At 70.7% G+C, this 14,510-nt stretch carries 10 protein-coding genes and 1 pseudogene (1 of these 11 running past the window's edge); 6 read left to right on the top strand and 5 right to left on the bottom strand.

The genetic code is table 11. The annotated features are described in order from the left end of the window. Positions 1–244: 244 nt before the first annotated feature. Positions 245–660, top strand: a pseudogene (locus tag J1792_RS35815) (Tn3 family transposase); the annotation flags it as partial. 119 nt (positions 661–779) lie between these two features. Here the strand turns inward: J1792_RS35815 and J1792_RS17480 are convergent. Continuing rightward, on the bottom strand, positions 780–1,118 hold the full coding sequence (locus J1792_RS17480) for a MerR family transcriptional regulator (protein ID WP_086573416.1): 339 nt from the start codon (positions 1,116–1,118) through the stop codon (positions 780–782). Positions 1,119–2,285: 1,167 nt separating this feature from the next. Here J1792_RS17480 and J1792_RS17475 point away from each other — a divergent pair. After that, positions 2,286–3,671, top strand: a complete 1,386-nt coding sequence (locus tag J1792_RS17475) for an MFS transporter (protein ID WP_372446118.1) — start codon at positions 2,286–2,288, stop codon at positions 3,669–3,671. Between the two features lie 221 nt (positions 3,672–3,892). Here J1792_RS17475 and J1792_RS17470 read toward each other — a convergent pair whose 3' ends face one another. Then, positions 3,893–4,444, bottom strand: a complete 552-nt coding sequence (locus J1792_RS17470) for a hypothetical protein (protein ID WP_086568127.1) — start codon at positions 4,442–4,444, stop codon at positions 3,893–3,895. A gap of 219 nt (positions 4,445–4,663) precedes the next feature. Between J1792_RS17470 and J1792_RS17465 the strand changes: the two genes are divergently transcribed. The 4 genes from J1792_RS17465 to J1792_RS17450 all read left to right on the top strand — a co-directional run bounded on the left by J1792_RS17465 (position 4,664) and on the right by J1792_RS17450 (position 9,194). Continuing rightward, positions 4,664–5,539, top strand: a complete 876-nt coding sequence (locus J1792_RS17465) for an NmrA family NAD(P)-binding protein (RefSeq protein WP_207247649.1) — start codon at positions 4,664–4,666, stop codon at positions 5,537–5,539. Positions 5,540–5,845: 306 nt separating this feature from the next. After that, positions 5,846–7,447 carry a M6 family metalloprotease domain-containing protein gene (locus J1792_RS17460; RefSeq protein WP_242645951.1) on the top strand — a complete coding sequence of 534 codons (1,602 nt, stop codon included), beginning with the start codon at positions 5,846–5,848 and terminating at the stop codon, positions 7,445–7,447. Beyond that, the gene (locus J1792_RS17455) at positions 7,444–8,280 is read left to right on the top strand and encodes a hypothetical protein (RefSeq protein ID WP_086568124.1); all 837 of its coding nucleotides are present in this window, start codon (positions 7,444–7,446) and stop codon (positions 8,278–8,280) included. The genes J1792_RS17460 and J1792_RS17455 overlap by 4 nt, the downstream gene beginning before the upstream one ends. Next, positions 8,277–9,194, top strand: a complete 918-nt coding sequence (locus J1792_RS17450; RefSeq protein ID WP_086568122.1) for an MvdC/MvdD family ATP grasp protein — start codon at positions 8,277–8,279, stop codon at positions 9,192–9,194. The genes J1792_RS17455 and J1792_RS17450 overlap by 4 nt, the downstream gene beginning before the upstream one ends. On the opposite strand, the gene J1792_RS17445 is transcribed toward J1792_RS17450, so the two are convergent. The 3 genes in view from J1792_RS17445 to J1792_RS17435 are tightly spaced (each overlapping or abutting the next) and all read right to left on the bottom strand, a layout consistent with a single transcriptional unit that may run on beyond the window. Then, positions 9,181–11,490 carry a DUF6519 domain-containing protein gene (locus J1792_RS17445; protein ID WP_207247648.1) on the bottom strand — a complete coding sequence of 770 codons (2,310 nt, stop codon included), beginning with the start codon at positions 11,488–11,490 and terminating at the stop codon, positions 9,181–9,183. The genes J1792_RS17450 and J1792_RS17445 overlap by 14 nt on opposite strands. After that, on the bottom strand, positions 11,487–13,688 hold the full coding sequence (locus J1792_RS17440) for a hypothetical protein (protein WP_207247647.1): 2,202 nt from the start codon (positions 13,686–13,688) through the stop codon (positions 11,487–11,489). Before J1792_RS17440 ends, J1792_RS17445 begins: the two co-directional genes overlap by 4 nt. Continuing rightward, positions 13,685–14,510: the final stretch of a putative baseplate assembly protein gene (locus tag J1792_RS17435; protein ID WP_207247646.1), read on the bottom strand. Its footprint extends 1,715 nt past the window's final position; the window shows 826 of its 2,541 coding nt (coding positions 1,716–2,541); its start codon lies beyond the right edge, outside the window — the gene reads right to left on this strand; the stop codon is at positions 13,685–13,687. Before J1792_RS17435 ends, J1792_RS17440 begins: the two co-directional genes overlap by 4 nt.

The following is a 14,510-nucleotide window of genomic DNA, read 5'->3' as shown; positions in this document are numbered from 1 at the left end:
ACGGGCGAGGACCACCTACCGCCCTGCGCTCCTCGCGTCAGCCTCAGACGTGGTCTGCGGTCTGCCGGATGGCCACGACCGGCTCCGTCGGCACTATGCACTCCTGCTGCCCCGGTTCGGCGCGGTGGGAACCCTGCTATGAAGGACCTGACCACCTCGGTGGTCGCGCTGCTGGTCTCGGAGGCGTGCAACATCGGCATGACCCCGGTCACCAACCCCGGCCACGAGGCCCTGACCCGTTCCCGCCCTGCACACCCTGGACGCCCTGCTGAACCTCGACGGCGGGGTGAAGCCGGAGATGGTGGCCACCGACAAGATCCTGGGCTATGACTTCAGCCCCCGTTTCAAGGACCTGGACGACCAGCGGTTCTCGCGGGCGACCATGCCCGGCGTGGAGACGGGGACGTACGGGGTGCTGGAGCCGCTTGCGCGGAACCGGGTGACGCGAGGGGCCCGACTCCGCTGGGTGCGGCGTTCGCGGAGTACGGGCGGATCGCCAGGACCGAGCACCTGCCGCGGGTGGTCGACCCGGTCGATGACACCTACCCCCGGCAGATGAACCGGCAGCTCACCGTGCAGGAATCCTGCCACAAGCTGGCCCGGGACGTGTGCCACGGCAAGCGCGGCACCATCCACCAGGCGTACCGGGACGGGATGGAGGGTTCACCTCCTCCACCCCGGCCGCCGGTGCCCTGCGCCCGCTGCGCGATCCGGACGCGGCCGGGTTGGGGCTCGACGAGGACGATGAGGAGCAGGGGCCTCTTGGTGTCTCAGCCCGGTCAGGTGGGGGCCGTGGGGTTCGAGGGTCCGGCAGCCTTGCGGTATTCGGCGTTGATGCGCTGGGCCTCTTCGAGCTGGTCTTCCAGGATGATGATGCGGCAGGCGGCCTCGATGGGGGTGCCCTGGTCGACGAGTTCGCGGGCTCGGGCGGCGATGCGCAGCTGGTAGCGGGAGTAGCGGCGGTGTCCGCCCGCCGAGCGCAGCGGGGTGATGAGGCGGGCTTCGCCGATGGCGCGCAGGAAGCCCTGGGTGGTGCCGAGTATCTCGGCGGCCCGGCCCATGGTGTAGGCGGGGTAGTCGTCGTCATCGAGACGGCCGAAGGAGTCGTCTGCTGTCATTGCACCTCTCTGTGGAACGCGTGGAGGGGCCCGGGCGCCATTGGCACCCGGGCCCCGAAGGAACTTCTACACCATCTGCCGGCCCTGGTTCTGCGCCGGCCTTCTGTTTCCGCCCACCCGGCCTGAGCTTCGTCGGGGGTGCGGGGATCGCGGTTGCTTGACCGGAGACCACCTCACCATCGATGTCCTGCGGTACCCGGACCCGCGTGGCGTCCGGGCGATCCTGATGGCGCCTGGTTCCTCCGTTCTCTCGGTGATCAACTGCTTACCAAGCGGGGGACTGCGTACTGCTGATACTGCGAACTGCGGGTACTGCCGGTGTTGCGTACTGCTCGTGGCCTCTTCCAGCGCCACGTTTCGGCAGCCAGCCCCGTTGCCCGTCCTGCATCTGCTCTGGCTTGGAACCCCGCTGCCGAACCTCCCGGTGCGCGCGTCCGCAGCCGACGCCTTCACCGAGGTACTGCTCACTGACTTCACTGCTGGGTACTGCCAGTAGCGGCCCCTGATCACTGCGGGCCACCCGGTCCGGTCACCAGTCCCGTCGCCGTCCTGCAACCAACCTGGCTTCGAAACTCCGTCACCGCACCGTCCTGCGCACTGCAACTGCGGGTACTGCGGTACTGCTGCCCGGCAGTTCGTCTCTGCCGAGCCCTTCGATCTCTTCGGGCTACGAGAGAAACCATAACCACACCACCGCCCGATGTCTACTGCGGCGAACATAGATTTTCCTGTGCGGTGTCGAGAGGTAATCGACGCACAGGAGCGGCGCACAACGAGCGCTGCAGGGCTGTACGCGCCGGCGCGGCGTACAAGAGCGGGGCAGTATGCTGCCTGGGTTCCTCTACCGCCCTCTGTGGGCGTGCGTGTCCTTCGAGGTGATGACGTATATCCCAGGCCCAGTAGCCGTTCTTCCCGGGCTCTGCCCGCGGACCCCCGCCTGTGCTGACAGGCGGCTTGTGCTGTCCGCTGTGAAGACGGTGTTCCCGATGGCCTGGGCTCCGTGACACTCTCCTGTGCGCAGTCGGCGTACACGGGCCCTGGTCTGCCCGTTCTCTCCCTACTGCTCTGAACAGGAACCCCTTCCCTGTGTCTCGTGACACCCCCAACGCCCCGCCCCGCCCGAGTGCTACCCCTGCTGGACGGTCTTCGCGCCGTGGCAGCCGGATCATGCTGGCCGTGGCGCTGGTCGGCGAACTGATGGCCGTCCTGGACGCCTCGCTGGTCGACACCGCCCTGCCCACCATCCAGGCGGACACCGGTGCCACGGCAACCGGCCTTCAGTGGACCCACGCCGCCTATGCGCTCGCCCTGGGCATCGGGCTGATCACCGGCGGCCGCCTCGGTGACCTCTATGGCCGCAAGCGCACCTTCCTGCTGGGCACCGACGCCTTCACCACCGCCTCACTGCTGTGCACCCTCGCCACCGGCCCCGCCTCGCTGATCGCCGCCCGCGCGGTGCAGGGCGCCGGTGCGGCGGTCATGATCCCGCAGATCCTGGCCACCCTGCACGTCACCTTCTCCGGCAGCGCCCGCGCCAAGGCGTTCGGCCTGTACGGGACCGTCACATCCATCGGCAGCGTCGCCGGGCCCGTCCTGGGCGGCATCCTCACCCAGGCCGACCTGTTCGGTCTCAGCTGGCGTTCCATCTTCCTGATCAACGTCCCCCTCGGCATCGCCACGGTCCTGCTCGGCCACCGGTACCTGGCCGAGTCCCGCAACCGGCACGCCCTGCGCCCGGACCTGCTGGGGATGGTCCTCTCCGCGCTGGGGCTGCTGCTGATCGCGTACCCCCTCAGCGCGGGCGGCGCCCACCACTGGCCGTGGTGGACGTTCACGGCCATCGCCACGGGCGTAGCCGCACTGGTGGGCCTGGTCTTCCAGCAGCGTGCCAAGACCCGTAGGGGCGGCTCCCCTCTGATGGTGCTGTCCCTGTTCTCCAACCGGCCCTTCTCCGGTGGACTGACCGCTCAGCTGGTCCTGGGTCTGCTGTCCGGTCTGTTCTTCATGTGCTGGACGCTCTTCATGCAGCAGGGCCTGGGCCTGAGACCGTCGCGGGCGACGATCGGTTTCCTCACCCTCGCCGAGATCGCAGGCGCCTGGCTGGCCATGGCGGCCGTCGCCCGGCACCAACGCCGCGCACCCCAGGCCGGCGCGCTGCTTGCCGCGCTGGCCCTGGCCGCCTTCCACCTGCTGGCCGCCACGTACGGCACCGGCCTGTCGATGACCGCCATGGCCCTGCCGGTCCTGACCCTGGGTTTGGGCCTGGGCCTGATCGGGGCCCCGCTCACCGACCTCACCATCAGCCGCGTCGGTGACGTGCACGCCGGATCGGCCTCCGGACTGTTCAACACCGCCACCCATCTCGGCATCGCACTGGGAGTTGTTCTGACCGGGATGGTCTTCTTCACCCATGACCAGACCGCGACCGCCCGCGGCAGCGAGGTTGTCGATGCCTTCACCGCCACACTTCCGTACGTGATCGGCGGCCTGTTGATCACATGGGCGCTGATGTTCTTCCTCCCCCGCGCGACTCCACGCCCCTCCCGGCTCTGACCCCCCTCAGATCGGGGTGGATGGTCATCTGTGAGAGTTCTGCGAGAGCTCGGAGCACACTCCACGAGGAACTCGAAGTGCTCGTCCCTAAGGGCCGCTCCCGCACATCCCGCCCGCCGGGCGGCTCCAGGCGCACGACGCCGTACGTGTGGGCGTGTTGCCGGGCACGGAGGCGCACATGGAGGTGTACGCGCTGCCATTCCTGAGGCCGGGGCCGCCCGTTACCGGCAGCGGCGGCGCCAGTACGCGTAGGTCAGGGCCGGTACGAGCAGGCCCCACGAGCAGAAGAGGCCGCTGACGGTCGCGGCCAGGATCCGCCACCCCTGGTTGTCCCATGGGCCGTCCTCGAAACCGGCGAGGTGGAAGGTGCACACCACCCAGTCCACGAGCAGGAAGAGGAGGAAGAGGCCGGCGATCGTCGCGGGTACGAGCGCCACGACCGGCGGGATGCGCTTGCCGCCGAGCCTCGGCACCCAGTCGGGCACGACCTCTCCCCACCAGCTCACCAGGCCGCGGCACGCGAACGCGGCGAGCTCGGTCAGCACGCTCAGCGCGCCGACGTAGGCGACACCGCCCAGGATGCCGACCGGCAGAGGTTCGACGTCCATGCCCATCATGTACCCGAAGCCGATGGGCAGCCGCCACAGGCACACGGGCAAGGCGAGCAGGGGCAGGAGCCGGACGATCCGCATCGCCCAGGGCGGGACGGGCCGTTCCGTCGTTCTCCCGGCGGACGTCCTCTTGGTGGGTGGTCGGGCGTCGGCATGCGTCATGTGCGGGTCGTCCTTTCGGCCAGGCGTCGGGGTCGGCCCCAGTCGCCTGTTCGAAGATCGCAAACCGTTCTGCCAAGGGGCGTCGGCCAAGGGGACGAAGCAGGTCCGCCTCGTGGCGGAGGCCGCGTTCCACCTCGGGATGACGCGCGGAAAGGGCTCTGGTTGGGTGAACCCTCAGGGTTTGTGGCGGGCACGAGGATGCGCGAAGGGAGCTACACGGTGACCATCGTCGTCACAACACCTACGGGCCATGTCGGATCGCGGGTGGTGCGGCTGCTGATCCAAGCAGGCGTCCGTCCCCGGGTCCTCGTACGAGATCCGGCGCGCCTGAACACGGAGACCCGCAGCCGCGTCGAGGTGCGACAGGGCGATCTCACGGACGCCGGCTTCGTGCACGAGGCGACCGCCGGGGCACGTACCGTCTTCTGGGTCGACCCCACGCCTCACACGGCCGAGGAACCGGTCGAGACGTCGCGGCGCACCGCTGCCGCACTGGCCGATACCGCCCGCGCGGGAGAGGTGGCGCGGATCGTGTTCCTGAGCAGTGCGGGGGCGGAGAAGCGGCACGGCGTGGGGCACATCGACGGCCTGGCCCGGATCGAGGAGCTTTTCGATTCCACCGGCGCCGACGTCCTTCATCTGCGGTGCGGATACTTCTTCACCAATCTCCTGCTCAGCGTGGACGAACTGCGCCAAGGAGTGCTGACCACCGCGGCCGACCCCGGTCAGCCCATGCCATGGGTCGACCCCCGCGACATCGGCGAGGTGGTGGCGGCCCGTCTGCTCAACGACGGGTGGAAGGGCCGGGTGGTCCAGGCCGTCCACGGTCCCGAGGATCTGACGTTCACTCAGGTAGCGGAGGTTCTCACCGACGTCCTGGGACGCCGGATTCGTCTCCGGTCCGTCAGCGACGACGACGTACGTGCCGCGCTCGGTTCGGCCGGGCTGCCGCCCAAGGCGGTGGAGGGCATCGTCGGCATGATCGCCGGAACGCGCCATCTCGTACCGGAGCAGTCCCGTGACGTGACCACCACGACTCCCACCCCTCTCACCGCCTGGGCCTACACCCACCTCCGCCCCCTGCTCGCGGCCTGAGACGCCCAGCGGTCACGCTCGCTCGGCCGGCGCAGTTTCTTTTGCGCCGCATGCCATCGGCTGCGAGGGTCGATGGAGACCGTCCGGCTGCCGAGGCGAGGAGTGAACCCAGTGCCCGACCACCCCGGCCTCACGGGGCATCGGAAGATCAGGGCCGTCCGGTCCCCCTTCTGTGCCGCCCCTCCGCATCCCGCGCTGAGGAAGAGGATCGAAGAGGAACTCTCGATCAGTCGGGAACGGAACTCGGACCTGGCGGGCCTGCTGGGAATCGCCCCGAGCCCGCGCTGGCCGGGGTACAACGACGGCATGATCTTCCCGCCGGACTCGTTTCCGCCGGGAACGCCGTCCTCGGCCATCCGGGCGGCGGCCGCCGAGCGCACGCCGCTGACCGGCACGGTACGCGTCGCCGTCGTCCTCGTCGATTTCGAGGACCGGGCGATGACCACCGAGAAGGAACACATCGAGAACCTGTTCTTCTCCCTCAACCGGAAGATTCCGAACGGAAGCGTGCGGGAGTATTTCCGTGAGGTCACCAACGGGGCCGTCGACCTCGTGGGGGAGGTCGTCCCCGTGGTCCGGATGCCGCAGCCGCTGTCCTGGTACGCCAACGGAAACTTCGGAATCGGCAAGCCGACCGGTGTTCCACGGGCACCGGTCATGGCCAAGGACGCCGTCGTGAAGTCCAACCCGTTGATCGATTTCGCACCCTACGACAACGACGCCAATGGATACGTCGACGCCTTCGTCGTGGTGCACGCGGGGACCGGTGGCGAGCTGAGTGGGAACTCGGGGGACATCTGGTCGCACAAAGGGGTGCTGGACGCGGAGCGCATCGTCGACGGCGTCAAGATCTTCGCGTACCTCACCGTCCCCGAGGACGCCAAGATCGGGATCTGCGCCCATGAGCTCGGACACCTGCTCTTCGGTCTGCCGGATCTCTACGACGACGACCTTTCCTCGGAGGGCATCGGCGACTGGTGTCTGATGTCGTACGGCACCTGGGGCGGCGACGGTGAGCTGCCCGTCCACCCGTCCGCCTGGTGCAAGGCGACCCAGGGCTGGGTCGCGACGGAGACGATCACGACCGGGCAGACGGTGACGCTGAACGACGTCAAGTCCTCCTTCCGGGTGTACCGGCTGTGGACGAACGGGGATGGCGGCCAGGAGTACTTCCTGGCGGAGAACCGCCAGCGCACCGGCTACGACGTCTCGCTGCCCGGCAGTGGACTCCTCATCTGGCATGTCGACGAGAGCCGGCTGGACAACAAGGACGAGAACCACTTCATGGTCGGCCTCGTCCAGGCGGACGACAAGCGTGATCTGGAGCTCAAGAAAAACCAGGGCGATCCCGGCGACCCCTATCCGGGAAACGCGGGCAACGCGTCCTTCAACTCCTCGAGCCTGCCGAACTCTCATTCCTACGCCGGTGCCGACACATGCGTCTCGGTCACCGAGATCTCGGCGTCGTCGACGGCGATGACGGCGAAGTTCGCCGTTTCCTGCGGCAAGAACGCACAGAAAGACACCAAGGACGGGAAGGACCGGAAGGATCACAAAGAGGAGAAGGAAGAAAAGGACCACAAGGACCGGAAGGACGTGCACAAGGATGTCGGGGAGAAGGAACATCCGAAGGAACACGGCAAGGAAGCCGAAGCCCCGCCCGCCCCCGGGGCGGCCGCCGATGCCATCACCTCGATGCTCGGGGACCTGCACCTGCGGCTGAGCGCCGTCGAGCAGGCCATCTCCGAAGGCTGTACGGAAACGGCGGAGCCGTTCATCGGTGCCGCGCTCCGGCCCGACCTCGTGGGCGGCCCGACGTACGGCGCGGACGCCGAGGCGCTGCGCGAGGGCATGCAGGCCGGGAACGCACAGGCCAAACGGTCCTACGACACCCAGCCGCCACAGTGAGCCGCGCGGTCGTCGTCCTCGCCGACGTCTGGGACGCGGGCGCCTCGGCGGTGGCATCGGCCGTCGCCGGCCGCCTGGGTGATGGCCGGGTGATCGCCGTTCGCCCCGAGGACCTCGCCCGGGCGCGGTGGACACACCGGGTGGACGCCCGGGGGGTGGCCACCACCCGGCTGTCCTTGCCCACGGGACAGGTGCTGGACGGCGGCGGCGCCATCGGTGCCGTACTGCACCGGCTGCACTGGGTGCCGCCCATCGGGTTCGCCGCCGCGTCCGCCAAGGACCGTGACTACGCCGCCGCCGAGCTGCAGGCCCTGACGTCCAGTTGGCTGCTGGGCATCGCCTCACGTGTCGTCGGCGTGGTCAACGCCTGCGGCACTGCACGCGGCTCGGTCTCCGAACTCGTGGCGTTGACGCACGCCCGGCACTGCGGCCTTCCCATCGCCCGGCGCTCCACCGCGACACGGGGTGGCCTCCTCCCCCCGCCCGGACCGGGCGAGCGGCACGTGCCCCGGCTCGCCTGGCCCGGAGGCCACGCGGCGCCGGTACCGGTCGATGTGCTGCCGGACCTGCCCGCCGCGCCCGGTGGCCGGCTGCTGGTGGTGGGAGACGAGGTCGTCGGGGACCTCGCCGGGAGGTACGCCGGTCACTGCCGCCGCCTCGCCAGGCGCCTGGGCACCCGGCTGTTCGAACTGCGTCTGGTGGCGTCGGGCGACACGCCCGTGGTGGCCGGGATCGACCTGTGCCCGCGGCTGGACCTGGACGGACACACTGCGGCCGTCGCCGACCTCCTGGTGAGGGTCTGCGACGGGCGACCTGCGGGGAGCGTCTCGTGATCCTCTTCTACGGGTGTGCCCACGACAGCCCGTTCGCCGCGGCCGTCGACGCCGCCCGTACGGCCCGGATCGACCACCGGGTCGTCGACCAGACCCGCCTCGGACGCCACGATCTCGTGGTGCACGCGGACGGGGGCGGCTGGCTGGCCGTCGACGGCACGCGGTTGCCGCTGGAGGACGTCACCGCCGTCTACCTCCGGCCGCTGACCCCCCGCCCGGAGGTCGGCTCGACCGAGGCGGCACGGGCCCGCGCCACCGCCCTCAACATGAACTTCCTGGAATGGCTGGACGTGGCGCCCGCTCTGGTGGTGAACCGGCCGGGTGCCATGGCGCCCAACAGGTCGAAGCCCTACCAGGCACAGCTCATCGCCCGCGCCGGCTTCCTCGTGCCGGAGACCGTGGTCACCAACGACCCCGACGAGGTGGGGGCCTTCCGGGGCCTGCACGGGCGGGTGGTGTACAAGTCGGTGAGCGCCATGCGGTCGATCGTGCAGGAGTTCACCGAGGCCGACGAGGCACGACTGCGTCTCGTCCGGCACCTGCCGACCCAGTTCCAGGCGTACGTCCCCGGCCGCGATGTGCGGGTGCACGTCGTGGGAGAGCGCACGTTCGCCGCACAGGTCGACTCCGACGCCATCGACTACCGCTACGCGTCGCGCAGTGGGCCGCGGGCCGAGCTGAGTCGCATGGAGCTGCCAGACGACGCCGCCCGCGGTTGCGTCGCGCTGGCTGCCGCGATGGATCTGCCGCTGGCCGGCATCGATCTGCGGGTCCGGCCGGACGGGGCATGGGTGTGCTTCGAGGTCAACCCCATGCCCGCGTACCTCTACTACGAGGCAGAGGCGGGCCTTCCGATCTCCGCGGCCCTGGTCGGTCTGCTGGCGGGAGCGGACGTCCGGGCTAGCCTTCCTTGATCCAGAACCACAGTTCGAAGGTGCCCCCTCTGCGGTCGTCCCCACTGGGGAGATGGATGTCCAGGCTGCCCGCCTCGGCGCCGAGGAAGGTGTCGCCGTCCAGATGGAGCCGGCGGTCGGCCGACATGATGAAGCTGCCCTTGAGGACGAGGCGTGCCAGCACCTTCGGGTCCATGTTCAGGTCACGCATGCGTTTGAGCACCTTCTTCAGGAAGGTGCTCGCCATGTCGGTGGGTTGCCAGGTGATCACGGTGTCGGACGACTCCGTCGCGATCGCGGCCTCCACGGTGAGCGTCTGGAAGCCGGCGGCCTTCACCGCCGGCTCCGCCCCCCAGGCGGCCTGGTCCTGGGCCGTGAGGGGATAGGGCAGCTCCACCGTGACCGCGCAGGTGGCCCGGCTCACCGTGTCCGGGTCCAGCGATTGGTCGACGTCGACGACGATCTTCTGGCTGAGGGAGCCCAGGGCCACGGTGGCGTTGTTGCGCAGGAGGTCGAACCCGCCCCCGGCCACGTTCGTCACATGGACGCCCTGTTGTTCGGGCAGTCCGGCCGGTCGCCGGCACAGGGTGTCGATGGCCTGCTGGACCGTCACCGCGGCGGCGAGGTCGGGGCAGCTGTTGTTGGGCGTGTAGGACGTGCGCTCGGCGGTGAGGAGCGAGGCGTTGAAGACGGCGGGCAGGCCGGTCGGCCGGTCCGCGGCATCGAGCAGTTCGGCCCGCAGCGTCTGGGTTTCCACGCCCAGGCGCAGCTCCCAGGAGACGGTGGCCTGGCCCTGACCGTCGGTCGTGACGACGGTCTTGTCGCCGGCTCCCGCCACGCGTCCCTCCCCCGGCCGTACGGAGAATCGCACCCTGGCACCGGGGACGGGCAGCCCGCCGTTGGAGACGCCCACGACGATCGGCTCGGGGACTTCGACGAGCGTGGGCGTGCTGCCCGCGACGGGCAGCACCGTCTGGCCGTCTCCGCTGACGGCGCGGAGGGTGACCAGTTGCGTCAGGTCGGGGAAGAGTTCCCGGCAGTCGTGCGGGTCCTTCCACTGGGTGCCGTCGAAGGTGACCACGGCGAGCTTGGCGAACCGGTGCCGGATGCCCTTCGGCTCCTGCGGCAGCGGCGTGGTGCCGTCCGATCCCCGGGGCCACAGGATGTCGGCGAGATGGGTCCTGGCCGGGATGAGCCAGTGGTCGCCGGTCCGGTAGCGGGCGGCGGCGAACCTGACCTGGACCCCGGATTCCAGCGCGACCCAGCCGTCGCCGGTGGCCGGCCGGGCCACGGGCTGTTCCGCCGCCTCCCACCGGCGCACCCGGGGTCTGAGAGGAAAGTCCGCGATGTCGATTCCGGTCGGGTCCTCGAGTGTGAGGCGGTTGCCGATGACCTCTTTGAGGCGGACCAGCTTTCCCCGCCCGCCGAGCAGCTCGCGTTTGTCGTCGGTCAGTTCGACCCACATGCCGGAAGTGAAGCCGAGGACCGCGTCCCTGCCCGGTCCGGCCACGGTGATGGCGCCTTTGGGGTCCGGTCCCGACACCCATGTCACCGCGGTGGAGGCGTTGTCCCGGGCCCAGATGAAGGTGGCCTCCCCGGCATCGCCGCCGCGGTGGATCTCGACGCGGTAGTGCTGGTTCTCCACGCCGCGGAATCCGGCGCCGGCCGGCACGATGCACGGATCGCCGCCGGTCTCCTCCGCGGGCTCGGCCCTGGCCTCCATCCTGCCCGTGGAGGCGGCGGTCAGTGCCTGCCACTCCGGGGTGTCGACGGTGCAGTCGACGGGGTCCGTCAGGTTTCCCAGTTGCAGCAGCTTGACCTGCCACACCGTTTTGACGCGCGTGGTCGAGTCGGGACCGCCGAGGGCCACCTCCCGTACCGCCTCCTCCTCGAGGGCGGTGCGGTGCAGGTCCCATACGTGCAGGTACACCAGGTAGCGGCCGGGGGGCGGGGTGGGCCCCGGCACGTCGTTGCCGTCCTTGAGACGGATGATCGGCGCGTTGGGCGGCAGGTCCTGCTGGGCCCAGACGTCCGTGCCGGAGGACGGTCCGTCGCACTCCACGAGAACGCCGTCCACGTAGTAGCGGCCGTTCGAGACGCTCAGGCCGGTGCCGTGCGTGGTGAGGGCGAAGGCCGCCGCCGCGGCGGGTCCGCCGGCGGGGCCGACGAGGTGCGCGGTGGTCGCCGTGCGCAGGTGGTCGTGGATGTCCTGCTGTTCGTTCCAGTCGGCGTCGAGGTCCACCCGGCCCTGCTGGCGGAACACCTGGCGGAAGTGCTTCGCCGGGTCGAAGGTCGAGCGGCTGGTGTCGGCTTTCACTGCTGGCTCCTGGGAGTGACGATCAAGGGTGCGGCTTCGAGACCGAACGGCAGGTACTCGTCCAGTGCCCGGGTCAGGTTGGCCAGCCGCTGGGGCCGCTGGACGGCGCCGAACGCGCCGATCTCGACCCCGTGCTCGGCGCCCGTGAGCAGCTCGTCCGGGCTGTCGGGGGCCGGATAGGCGTAGCCGAAGTGACCGAATTCGGTGGACAGGAAGCGTGGTACGAGCCGGGAGCTCACCACCTCGTCGAGCGGTGGTGGTGCGGCCTGGGTGGCGGTGTCCGGCTGGCACCGGTACCGGCGGGGGGTGTGCGAGCCCTGCGGCACGTAGCTGAAGCGTACGCAGCCGGCCTGCCCTCGCTCGATCTGTACGTCCGCGGTGAACAGGGTGTCGGAGGCGAAGAGTTTGCGGGCGACGGTCTCTCCGAGCACCGTGCTGCGGTCGATGGTGACGTCGGTGCCCGGCGCGTCGAGCGCACGGTCCCCCGCGGCCTGCACGACGGCGTCGCTCACCCGGAGCTGCCGCACCATGCCGGGCAGGCTGATCGGCCCGGTGATCGAGCGGTGCACCTCCACGGTCAGCTCCGGGTTGCCGGCCTCGACGCGCAGTCCGCCGGCCGACGGCACGAGGCTGCTGTCGCGGATCACGAGCCGGCCGAGGCCGCCGGACGCGGAGGCTTTCACCCGCAGTTCGCCGTCCAGCAGCAGGCCGTCGATCAGCAGCTCGCCCGGCCCGGTGCCGGCGGCCGCGGTGCCGGTCACCTCGAGGGGCCCCGCGACGCACGGCCGCAGGCCGACCGGTTCGATGCGGCCGGGCCGGCGTTCCTCCTTGCCGGGAGGGCCGCCCGCGACCGGGGTCGAGGGCCACTGGGCCGCGACGACGGCCAGTTTCCCGCCCGCCCCGACGCGGATGCCCGCGCCGTCGGCGAGGGGGTCGGTGTACCGGTGGTTGTCCATCACCGTGATCACCCCGAACGTCCCGGGGTGGGTGTCCTGCCAGGCGTTCCACGCGGCGACGGCGGTGGCCAGGTCGGAGTGGAGGATCCCTGGTTCCGGGGGGTCGCCGGGTTCGGGTGCCCGGACGCCGGCCTGCCAGTCCACGGGGCGGTCGAGGACCGCTTCGAGACTGTCGCGGCGGCTGTAGGAGCCGGCGCCGAGGTCGCCGCCGGCTCCGTACGCGTGGCTGACGCGTACCCGGTGCGGCCGGTCGCGGAAGGAGACGCGCCCGAGCACCGGGTCGACGAGGACGTGTCCGGCTTCGGCGGGGCGCCGCCAGGTGCTCAGGTCGCATACGTGAAGGCGTTCTTCCGGTACGGCCTCCAGGGTGTCCGTCGCCTCCTTGGCCGCGTACACCCGGAACACCGGATCGGCCCCGAAGAAGCGGCCGGCCGGTGCGCGTCCCGTCGACAGTGCCGTGCGTCGTTCCTCCAGTTCGACGTACAGGGGCCGCCTGCGCAGCAGCCCGGGCACGTTCTCCTCCTGCGCGACGTGTTCGATGCCGCTCTCCCCCGCCGGCCGGACGAACAGGGGCCGGTCGACGCCCAGGGGGTCCACCCGGTAGCGGCCGTCGTCCGGATCGGCCGGCCGTGGGGTGACCCGTTCCATCCAGTAGGAGCCGATCGGCCAGAGGAACAGGCCGACGTGCGGGATGTTGAACCACCCCTGCTCGCCTGCGATCGCCCGGATGTCCGCGGTGTGCGCGAAGGAGTCGAAGGGCCCTCCCACCAGTTCGAGGGCGTCGGCGCGGCGGAGGTCGGCGGAGGCCGGGCGCCGTGGCCGCGGGTGGTTGACGTGCTGGGTCGTGGACAGCAGCTCGAAGAACTCGACGGCCTTCGCGGGCCAGCCGGTGGTGTCGCGGGCCAGCTGTTCCAGCATGGCCCTGGTGCCCTTGCGGCAGCGGAACCTCAGGGTGTTGGCGACCCAGGCCCGGCCGGTGGTAGCGACCGCGCCGGTGACCTGGTGGACGCCGCGCACCCCCAGGAGGTCGCCGATGTACGGGATCGCCCAGGGGGCGCAGGTCTCGATGAACCAGTTCTCGCCGAGCTGTTCGATGTCGGCGTCGACCACGGCGATCTGTTCCGCCATGAGGTCGAGCAGGGCCCGGACGGCGCCCCCGGTCTCGGCGTCGGCGCGGCGCAGGGCCGCGGGCAGCAGTGTGTGGAGCCGGTCGCCTCCGGTGAGTGTGGTGTCCACGGTCATCGCTCGTGCTCCGTGAGGTCGGTGAGATGGACGTCGGCCTCCACCAGAGTCAGCAGGTGGGCGGGGCCGGCGGTCAGCACGTCGGCGGGGCCCGGCGGGTCCTCGGTGAAGTGCAGGGCTCGCAGGACCGCCCCGCGGACCCCGGGCACGCCCTGGGCCGCGGCCAGGACCTCGCTCGCGGCGACGGGCTGGCCGAAGTCCCTGCGGTCGAAGGCGAAGGCCTCGACCAGGGCCCGCGTCACGGCGGTGAGGACGTCGTCCGGCATCCGGTCGGCGGCGGTGCCGATCTGGAGCTTCACGGAGAAGGGCCGCGGCGCGTAGGAGTCGACGCGCACCTGGTGGTCGGCGTGCCGGGCGGCGTCGACGGCCGCGGCCAGCCGGGCGCGTGCGGGCGGGGCGGCGTCGACGACGAGGCGGACGAACTGCCGTTCCCCGTCCCATTGCGCGCTCGCCTTGGCCTTGCCGACGCCGGAGAAGGAGCGGGCGAAGTCCTCGTGGTCGCGCAGCGAGACGATCCGGTCCAGGGTGAGGACCGTGGCGGGTGCGCTGCGGCGTGCCTGGTCCAGCCGTTCGGGGTCCTCGGCGCCGGTGGCGGGGACCGGGTTGATGACGTCCTGCAGCCCGAGCGGGCGGGACAGCAGCAGGCTGATCCGGCCCGCGTCCAGGTCGCCCGCGCGTCCGGTGCCCACCCGGTAGTCGGCGACCACGTTGTCCCGGCCGGTGGGCAGGCGGGCGCCGGTGCGTCCGTCGCCGAAGCGCACGGTGACGACGCCGTCGTCGTCGATCCGGGTGGTGAAGACCCTGGCCTCGGGCGGCTGGCCG

It is taken from the genome of Streptomyces triculaminicus, from assembly GCF_017349075.1.
In the GTDB taxonomy this organism is placed as follows: Bacteria; Actinomycetota; Actinomycetes; order Streptomycetales; family Streptomycetaceae; genus Streptomyces; species Streptomyces triculaminicus.
Note: the sequence above shows the minus strand (reverse complement) of the source record. Positions and strands in the feature narration are given on the sequence as shown.

What these genes read in the sequence shown, in the direction of transcription:
- J1792_RS17475 (WP_372446118.1), top strand. Translation starts at nt 2,286, where the DNA reads ATGCTGGCCGTGGCGCTGGTCGGCGAACTGATGGCCGTCCTGGACGCC.
- J1792_RS17440 (WP_207247647.1), bottom strand. Translation starts at nt 13,688, where the DNA reads ATGACCGTGGACACCACACTCACCGGAGGCGACCGGCTCCACACACTG.
- J1792_RS17470 (WP_086568127.1), bottom strand. Translation starts at nt 4,444, where the DNA reads ATGACGCATGCCGACGCCCGACCACCCACCAAGAGGACGTCCGCCGGG.
- J1792_RS17480 (WP_086573416.1), bottom strand. Translation starts at nt 1,118, where the DNA reads ATGACAGCAGACGACTCCTTCGGCCGTCTCGATGACGACGACTACCCC.
- J1792_RS17460 (WP_242645951.1), top strand. Translation starts at nt 5,846, where the DNA reads ATGATCTTCCCGCCGGACTCGTTTCCGCCGGGAACGCCGTCCTCGGCC.